The following is a 9495-nucleotide window of genomic DNA, read 5'->3' on the forward strand; positions in this document are numbered from 1 at the left end:
ACCAGCTTTCCCAGTTTATGCAAACGAATCCCATTGCGGAACTGACACAAGCGCCGGAAGTCAGCATTGGGTCCGGGAGGATTGACTCGCGAGCGGGGCGGATATACACTGCGTTTTGAAATCGCTTGGGCCTGGTATGGAATAAGACCCCTGGTTTTTAACGCCCTCTATCCAATAATTAACCGGACTGCGCAGCTTATGTTACCCGGGTATCACGCGGGTAACATAGATAATCATAAAAATCAGAACGATCAGTTTAATCAGTGGTCCTACTTTGGGATAGGCTGGATTAACTCCGGACGATTATTCTCGGTATCGTTGACCTCCTCCGAAACGCGATTGACCGCCATTTTACTCATCGGATACGACTGCAAAAGCCGGTCAAGCGTCTGATCACCCAGCGCTTCTTCCCGAAGCCAGGCCTGGTAATGCTCCGGTTCCAAGATGACCGGCATCCGGTCACCTACCGGTTGTACCAGGGCATTCGCTTTGGTGGTAAGGATGGAACAGGAGTAGACATCGCGTCCCGACGCGGATTCCCAAACCGAATAGATGCCGGCAAAAGCCATCAGCTCGTTCGAAAGCAGCCGGATATAAAAAGGCGTATTTTTCTTTTTCGTAGTCTTCCATTTATAAAATCCATGAGCCGGAATCAGGCAGCGCTGCTCCCGCAGACACTCTTTTTTCCACTCCTCCTCCTGTATGTTTTCAATCGTAGCCTCATAATTTTCTGTTCCCTCGCGCTCATCCTTTGCATCAGGAGGAATCAATCCCCATTTAAAGTTGTTAATCAAGCGCTCACTATTCTCCCGGTACACGACTGATATCAACGACCCGGGGGTAATATTATAATGCGACTCAAAATAGTCCTCTCGGTCTGAATGCACGTTAAACTGGCGTTCCACTTCCTCTTTTGAAGCATGAAAAACAAATCTATCGCTCATAAGGTTGGTTTATTTTTAGACTTTTTCCGCATTTAATGTAGATTCTACCTCCTTTACATATTAAAGTAACCGCTACAGAACTCCCAATGTTTCCCGATATTATGAATTTATTTTTCAACCGCGAGGAACAGCGAATACGTGCCGGGTGGCGTGTGCTCATCCAGTTTATACTGATGTTCTTCCTGGTGGGGTTTCTCTCTTTTGCCTTTAGCAGTTTCTGGGAAAGTTCGCTGAGTATCGTCCCGACGATAGCCCAGTGCATTGGGGTGACGGCCAGCATTTGGATCGCTGCCCGGCTGTTGGACAAACGACCCCTCAGCGAATACGGGTTATCATTCAATAGCCTGTGGTGGAAAGAGTTTTGGGTCGGTACCCTTATCGCTGCGGTGGCCATCAGCATTATTTTTGCCACGGAGTGGTTGCTCGACTGGGTAACCATCGCCGGTTACGGGTGGGGCATGTCAGCCGGTCCTCCCTTCATCTGGGCAATTCTCAGTTCCCTGGGCGCTATGCTTTTGGTGGGCTTTTATGAGGAGTGGTTCTCCCGCGGATATCAGCTCCTGAACCTTACAGAGGGTCTTCGATACCCCTGGCTTGGAATCCGGGGGGCCGTAGCCATTGCCACGCTGGCCTCCTCCCTGTTTTTCGGCTTGCTGCATTTTTACAATCCCAACGCTTCGGCCCTATCCACTTTCAATATTATGCTGGCCGGTATTGTGCTGGCTCTTCCCTATATCCTGACGGGAAGTTTGGGTCTCTCGACAGGCCTTCATTTCAGCTGGAATTTTGTACAGGCTTCCGTCTTTGGATTTCCGGTCAGCGGCACTCATCTGGATACCTCGGTCATCCAAATCGCACAAAAAGGACCCGATTTATGGACCGGCGGGGTCTTTGGTCCCGAAGCGGGGCTGCTGGGCCTATTGGGAATGGCAATAATGGTGGGTGGTACATACGTTTATATTACAGTGTCGGGTCATAACTGTGCTATAGCAAAACTTTTTGGAAAGGAGCACGAATCGTCTGTAAAATCAGATGAGCAAGCCCTATAAGTTTTGTATATTCTGCTACCTGATGAGTATCGTTTGTTTTTGAAACGATACAATTTTGCAAGATAATGTTAATTAAATGAAAGGTTGGAACGTTGAAGTTTGAAGATATGACGTTAAGCCCCAATATCATGAGCGGGCTGCAAGATGTAAACTACACTGAACTCACGGAATTACAGGAAAAGGCGCTTCCAAAGATACTGGAAGGCAACGATGCACTGATTAAGGCCGAACCCGGGAAAGATAAAAATGCAACGTTTGTCATTCCCGCCCTGGCTAAAATAGATGCCAAAGAGAAGGTTGAAGGCACTACGACCCTGATCCTTACACCCAATTCTGCGGAATCAAAACAGATCGATGAGCTGATCTGGGCTATGGGTTATCATGCACAAATTGAGTGTGCCTCGATCGATCTTGACGGCGAGGAGGAGCAGCAGAAAGAGCTGTTGAAGAATACTCCCCAGGTCATCGTAGGCAATCCGGGACCACTGCTCGCCATTTTACAGGATTTGCGCTACATATTTCGCCATGTGGATTACCTGGTCATTGACGAAATTGACACCCTCATCTCGCTAAACCTGGTCCCCAAGGTAAACAACATACTCAAAAGAGTTATATCCGAGCATCAAACGGTTATTTTTACCAACACGTTAACAAGTGAAGTGGAAGACTTTGCTGAAACCACCTTAACCGACGGTATTGCTATTGGTTTTGACCCATCGAAATCGCAAATGCTTTCCAAGCCGCCCAAAGTGCCCGGAAGCCTCTCGCAGGGATACATTTATGTGCCTAACCGCATGAAAATTACGACCTTCATGGCTCATATTGAGGAGTCTCCACATGACCGGTGCGTTGTCTTCACTGCATCCAAACGCGGAACGGACCGCCTCTATAAGACGCTGCGTAAACAAAACTTCAAAGCCACCAGCCTGCATGAAAAACTTTCGGACGAGAAAATCGCACAACGGCTGGCCAATTTTACCAATGGAGATGTTCAGTTTCTTTTAGTAGCGGATATCTCGGCCGCAGCGCTGGATATTGATAACGTCGTCCAGGTCATTAACTATGACGTACCCAGCGACCCCGATGAGTACCGGTACCGCACCGATCTGGTGGGAAGCGGCAAGGCCACCCGTCTCGTCTCCCTGGTATCCAAGCAGGATCGCAGCGATATCAATAAAATAGAAAAAGAGCTTTCACAGGTTCCCAAGGAACTGGAGCTTCCCAAAAAGGTTAAGCAAAAGCTGGAGGAACGCAAAAAAAATCAAAAGAAGCCCGCCTCCAAGTCCGGCCACAAAAAACAACGCAGCGGCAACAAGAAAAGCCACAAAGGCAAGAAAAAAAGCAAAGACAGCGGGTTGGAGCTTCCCCGTCCCAGTTACGACAAGCTAAGTGGCGGCAAAAGCGGCAGCAGCCCTAAAAAGGATAAGAAGTCGGGCGTTATCCAGATGTTGAAAAAACTCTTTTCGTAACAGAAATGAAGTGATGTGTAGAAGGACTTAAACAGCCCCTATGCAACCGTGCACATCCGTTTGTCCCCAGGACCTCGGGCGCTCCGCACGGTTTTCATCTCTTTTTTGCCTGTCTGATCGCTTTGAGCAATCGGATAGGCTTTCTTTCCTTATCCGCGACAGGATGGGGCATAGAATAACCTTCTGAAAAAAATCCTCCTGCATTCCCGGTCCCGGGTAAAAATAACAGAGCGGGCTTGGCTTACTCCCTGTTTATGCCGTCATTTTCTTCTGGACTTCGGTACTGACACTATTCAACGCTACATCCTTGATCGCATCGAAGCCGTTCAGCGTCTGCTGGATGTGCTCGCCGGTATGGGCTGCCGTTGGAATCAAACGGATGAGGACCGTCCCCTTGGGCACGACCGGGTAAGTCACTCCGCTTACAAAAACGCCATGTTCTTCGCGAAGCCTGCGCATGATAAGCTGACACAGATCCGTACTTCCCTTGGTCAGCACAGGGGTTACGGGGCATTCTGCCGGTAGTACATTATAGCCGATCTCCCGGAGTCCGGCACGCAATTTCCTGGTGTTTGACCACAGTTGTTCTCTCCATTCAGGATGTTGGCGAATCATGGACAACCGCTTGCGCGCCGACTTTACAATAGGCATCGGAACTGACTTGGCAAAAATCTGGCTTCGTGCATTGGCTTTCAAAAATTCAACGACGCGGGTTTCCGTGGCAACGAACGCACCGATTAAGGCAAAAGCTTTGGCGAAGGTCCCAAAATAGATGTCAATGCCGTCGTGACAGCCCAGGTGTGTGCCCGTACCGGAGCCATCGTCCCCCATGGTGCCCACACCGTGCGCATCGTCGACCAGCAGACGGAAGGGATATTCTTCCTTGAGGGCGATCATTTCCTTCAGAATGCCCAGGTCTCCGGTCATTCCGAAAGCACCTTCTGTGACCACCAGGACGGAGGAATTGGGTTGTGCATTGCGATGGGCGCGCTTTAACTGCTTTGCAAAGCTGTCGATATCATTATGCTTGAATACAAACTTTTCTGCCATCGCCAGCTGCTTGCCGTCCACAATACAGGCATGACTCAATTCATCATAAATAAGGATATCGTTGCGATCTACCAGCGCATGAATCACGCTCATGATTCCCTGGTACCCGTAATTTAACAACAAGGCATCCGGTTTATGGACAAAATCAGCCAGTTCTTCTTCAAGTTTCTCGTGATCGTCAGAGTTGCCGGTCATCAGCCGTGCTCCCATGGGACTGCTGAGGCTGTAGTCGCGGGCTATATTTATGTCATATTCCCTGACCTCTTCATTGCTGCCGATACCAAGATAATCGTTAATACTCCATACGATAACATCCCTGCCATTAAATTTCATTACAGGGCCCAACGGTCCCTCTAATTTAGGATAGGTATAGTAGCCGTAACCTTTGGAAGTAAACTTTCCTAAAGGGCTCGGGCGGCACTGAAGCTTGTCAAATAAATCCATAAAACTACTTAAATAATTGCTTTTTATTATAAATAGGTACTTTTGTCGCTAACAAAAAAATTAAATGGGCCCTAAAAACATTTAAAAAAGGTAATGAAAATTACCCTCTTCTCAAAAATGAGACACCATCAAAAAATACGCGTTATCCAACTATTATTATTGACGATACTAACATACAATTTTTCCTTTAAAAAAAAATGGCGGGGCCAGACGCACCTACAAGAAGCTAATTCGTCGGCAGTAATAAAACAAATAATTATCCTGACCCTCTATTTTCATGGTTTAAAAAAGCGATCAGCCGGGCTTTTGATTTTTTTTTCCAGGACAAATACTACCGTATCAACATAATCCGGCCCTATTACCCTAAACTCTCCGGCCACGCAGATCATCTAACGCGCGGATGTATACCCTGTAAATTGATAAAAGAAGTAAAATTCGCGGTCAGGCTCTATTGTTTACTCGTTAATTAGTTGCATGTATCAACCAATATGTTTTTCTTTGGTCGTTCCTAAAAATATTAACTCATACATCTATATGTCGCTAAAACAAAAGCTACGCTGTAACACGCTTGCTTGTAAAATGGGATTTACCGTAAAAGGAATCCTGCGGGTACTGGATAAAAAATTCACCCTCCAAAATATTGACCTGACCCTTGAACAATATTTCATTCTCAACATAGTGAATAATGAAGAACGATTAATTTTACAAGACCTGACTAAAATTCTCGATCGCGATAAGTCTGCTATAGCCAGGCACTTAAACGAGCTGGAGGAAAAGCATTTTGTGGCGCGTACCACCGATCCGGAAGACAAGCGAAGAAAAATATTACTGATTACCAAACCCGGTGTGCGGATGTTAGAAAAGGCCAAAAAACTGGCAAAGCAAGTGAACAACGACATGACCCGCGATATCTCCGAGAAAGATCTGCAACAATTCGAATCGGTCCTTGCCGAAATATATACACAGATCGATTCCGAAGAGCTTTGTTGACGCCGTCAAGTTTGCGGGTAGCATTTTAAAAAATAACTATAGAAATCATCATCTCATGACGCTTACGCATTCATTTAACCCAGGAATCCTGCTCTTATTCACAACGTTACTGGTCACCGTATCCTGCGGGCCTTCTGGAGAACAGGGCGGGCAAGCCAATTCACAGCAGGTGCAACCGTATCCCGTTTTAACCCTTCAGCCCCGGTCGATTGAATTAACCAGCAGCTATCCCGCTACCCTGGAGGGTATACAGACCGTGGAAATTCGCCCGAGAGTTCAGGGTTATATTGTCGACATGCCCGTAGATGAAGGCGATATTGTGCGGGAAGGTCAAACTTTGTTCAAACTGAACAGTGAACAGTATGAGCAGGATGTGCGATCGGCCGAAGCGGATGTCAAAGCGGTGCGGGCAGCCATCAATACCGCTGAAGATGAAGTGCAGCGCCTGAGCAAACTGGCGGAAAAAGACATCATTAGTGAATACCGGTTGCAATCGGCCCGAAACAACCTGGAATCGCAGCAGGCCGCTTTGGCACAGGCGCAGGCGACCCTGGAAAATGCGCGTGTCAACCTGGGCTATACGGATGTTAAAAGTCCCACCGACGGCGTCATGGGCACCATCCCGTACCGCATAGGCAGCCTGGTGAGTAGTACCATAGCCGAGCCCCTGACGGTCATATCCAATATCTCCCGAATATACGCCTACTTTTCGATGAGTGAGCGTGAGCTGCTGGAGATGTCCAAAAATGTTTCAGGGGAAGAATTGAACACAAACCTACAGGAGCAGATTTCAAATATGCCCGACGTGAATCTGATATTAGCCGATAATTCTACCTATGACCAGCAGGGGACCTTAAAGCTGGCAAGCGGACTCATTGACAGGGAAACCGGGTCGGCCTCGTTCCGGGCCCTGTTTCCCAATCCGAATGAGATACTGCGGAGCGGGGGATCAGCAAACGTACAGATTCCCTTCCGCCGGGATTCAGCTGTGGTCATACCCAAATCGGCTACCTACGAGATACAGAACAAGCGGTTTGTATACACGGTCAGCGACAGCAATACGGTACAAAGTACCGAAATCACCACCCTTCCACTTTCTACCAAACAACTGTTTGTGGTGGAAGAGGGACTCGCGGCCGCTAACAAGATCGTTACTGCGGGCCTGGGCAACCTCCAGGATGGAACCGAAATTACCCCCCGCCCGGTCGATGCCGACAGTTTGTACCAGGAGTTGACCGTGAAGGACCAACAACAGGCTGATTAAGACATTTAGGGATCCTCTGTTTTAGAAGCATCAATTTTTAAGACTCTAATTTCGCTACAATGATAAGACGCTTTATAGAACGACCGGTGTTATCCACGGTCATATCCGTTATCATCATTATTCTCGGCTTTTTGGGCTATAACGCCCTGCCGGTTTCCCTCTACCCCGAAATTGCGCCTCCAACCATCCAGGTATCGGCTACCTATCCGGGAGCCAATGCCGAAACCGTTCTCAATAGTGTGGTTGCTCCCCTCGAAGAACAGATCAACGGGGTGGAAGGCATGACCTACATCACCTCGACCGCCAGCAACAACGGGCGGGCTCAAATCCAGGTGTACTTCGAACTGGGGACCGACCCCGATATTGCGGCCGTAAATGTTCAAAACCGTGTCTCGCAAGCCTCCAGCCAGCTGCCCCAGGAGGTTACTCAAACCGGCGTCACCACCCAGAAGCAGCAGACCAGCCGGCTGCTTATTTTCACGCTGTACAGCCCGGGGGAAGTCCATGACGGGACCTTCATTGAAAATTATGCCCGTATTAACCTCATCCCCCGCCTGCAGCGTGTGAATGGCGTGGGAACAGCGGACGCCTTCGGCGCTAACACCTACTCCATGCGTATCTGGATGAAGCCGGATGTCATGGCTTCCTACAACCTGGTGCCTGCCGATGTCATAGCGGCCCTGAATGAGCAAAGCTTTGTAGCCGCTCCCGGGGCGATCGGGGAAAACAGCGGACAGTCGTTTCAATATACCCTGAAATACAAGGGACGGCTTTCGACGGTGCCCGAGTACGAAGATATCATTATCAGGGAAGGTTCCGGAGCTTCTGAATTACTCAAACTGAAAGATGTTGCCGATGTGGAACTGGGGGCGCAAACCTATTCTGTCATCAGTACCGCCAACGGGGCACCCAGTGTGGGGATGTTTGTCTCACAGACCGCCGGGTCCAATGCGCAGGAGGTGGTGGAAAATGTGAAGGCGGAGATCGAGGACGCGGCCCGGTCGTTTCCCGAAGGCATCGAATACACTACGGTTTATGATGCCAACAGCTTTCTGAGCGCTTCGATGGACAAGGTTTTTGTTACTTTTTTAGAAGCCTTCCTCCTGGTCTTTATCGTGGTTTTTGTATTCCTGCAGGATTGGCGTTCCACTCTCATTCCGGCCATCGCCGTACCGGTATCGATCATCGGTACGTTCTTCTTTCTGAATCTCTTCGGCTACAGCGTAAACCTGCTCACGCTCTTTGCCCTGGTGCTGGCCATCGGTATTGTGGTGGATGATGCCATTATCGTAGTGGAGATTATTCACGCCAAATTGGAAGAAGGGGCGGAATCGGGGACGGAGGCGGCCGTCGAGGGGATGAACGAGATCGCCGGGGCCATTGTATCCATTACGCTGGTCATGTCGGCCATATTTGTGCCGGTTACCTTTATGACCGGTTCTACCGGCGTATTCTTTCAGCAGTTTGGTATTACCCTCGCTACAGCCATTATCATTTCGGCCGTCAACGCCCTGACCCTGAGCCCCGCTTTGTGTGCGCTGGTTTTGAAACCTGAACACAAGCAGGTAGGAGAAGAAAAAACGCTGCTGGATCGATTTGCCATAGCGTTTAACACCTCCTTTGATATCGCAAAATACCGGTACAAAAAAACATTGGGATTTTTCACCCGTAATTCATGGGCCGCCGTGGCAACCGTGGTTGGCGCTATAGCGCTGTTTGCCCTGCTGTTCCAGACGACCCCCTCCGGATTTGTCCCCGATGAAGACCAGGGAACGTTTTTTGCAAATGTAAGCCTGCCCGCCTCTTCCTCCCTGGAGCGAACGGAGGAGGTGATGGCCGAACTTGACGGCATCCTTGCCGATATGGATGTGATCGACTCGCGTCTGGCCATTTCAGGATTTGGTATTATCAGCGGTTCCGGCAGCCAGTATGGATTTATCGTCGGAAAATTAGAACACTGGGATCAGCGCGAGCAAAGTGTCAACGACGTCATTGCCGAGCTGCAGGAAAAAACATCGGGCATCCGGGAAGCGGATGTCGCCTTCTTCTCTCCCCCCGTTATTTCAGGCTTTGGAAACACCAGCGGGTTTACGGTCAACGTACAGGATCTGAGCAATGCCGAGCTGAGCGAACTGGATCAAACCAGCAAGCAGGTCCAGCAGGCCCTGTTTCAGCGGCCGGAAATACAGTATGCGGCCTCCTATTTTAATACCGACTATCCCCAGTATATGGTCAATGTGGATGTCGCCAAGGCCCAGCGCGCCGGGTTTACCGTACAATCCATT

General features: G+C 49.1%; 7 protein-coding genes and 1 pseudogene. 6 read left to right on the top strand and 2 right to left on the bottom strand.

All coding sequences use genetic code 11. The features are described from left to right. Positions 1–141: pseudogene (locus ACESLU_RS07925) on the top strand (hypothetical protein); the annotation flags it as partial. A gap of 128 nt (positions 142–269) precedes the next feature. Here ACESLU_RS07925 and ACESLU_RS07930 read toward each other — a convergent pair. After that, positions 270–944, bottom strand: coding sequence for an SOS response-associated peptidase (locus ACESLU_RS07930; protein ID WP_372637568.1), 675 nt, complete (start codon positions 942–944; stop codon positions 270–272). 101 nt (positions 945–1045) lie between these two features. On the opposite strand from ACESLU_RS07930, the gene ACESLU_RS07935 reads away from it, so the two are divergent. Further along, the gene (locus ACESLU_RS07935) at positions 1046–1993 is read left to right on the top strand and encodes a lysostaphin resistance A-like protein (protein WP_372637571.1); all 948 of its coding nucleotides are present in this window, start codon (positions 1046–1048) and stop codon (positions 1991–1993) included. 92 nt (positions 1994–2085) lie between these two features. After that, on the top strand, positions 2086–3462 hold the full coding sequence (locus ACESLU_RS07940; RefSeq protein WP_372637574.1) for a DEAD/DEAH box helicase: 1377 nt from the start codon (positions 2086–2088) through the stop codon (positions 3460–3462). Between the two features lie 252 nt (positions 3463–3714). Here ACESLU_RS07940 and ACESLU_RS07945 read toward each other — a convergent pair whose 3' ends face one another. Next, positions 3715–4956, bottom strand: a complete 1242-nt coding sequence (locus ACESLU_RS07945) for an aminotransferase class I/II-fold pyridoxal phosphate-dependent enzyme (protein ID WP_372637577.1) — start codon at positions 4954–4956, stop codon at positions 3715–3717. Between the two features lie 579 nt (positions 4957–5535). On the opposite strand from ACESLU_RS07945, the gene ACESLU_RS07950 reads away from it, so the two are divergent. From ACESLU_RS07950 to ACESLU_RS07960, 3 genes are all read left to right on the top strand, one after another. After that, positions 5536–5946: a MarR family winged helix-turn-helix transcriptional regulator gene (locus ACESLU_RS07950; RefSeq protein ID WP_372637579.1), complete on the top strand. Its 411-nt coding sequence runs from the start codon at positions 5536–5538 to the stop codon at positions 5944–5946. A 55-nt stretch (positions 5947–6001) separates the two neighbouring features. Continuing rightward, positions 6002–7210, top strand: coding sequence for an efflux RND transporter periplasmic adaptor subunit (locus tag ACESLU_RS07955; protein ID WP_372637582.1), 1209 nt, complete (start codon positions 6002–6004; stop codon positions 7208–7210). A 59-nt stretch (positions 7211–7269) separates the two neighbouring features. After that, positions 7270–9495, top strand: a 2226-nt coding sequence (locus tag ACESLU_RS07960; protein WP_372637585.1) for an efflux RND transporter permease subunit, incomplete at its 3' end; no start/stop codon positions are given.

It is taken from the genome of Fodinibius sp. (assembly GCF_041642155.1).
Lineage (GTDB): Bacteria > Bacteroidota > Rhodothermia > Balneolales > Balneolaceae > Fodinibius.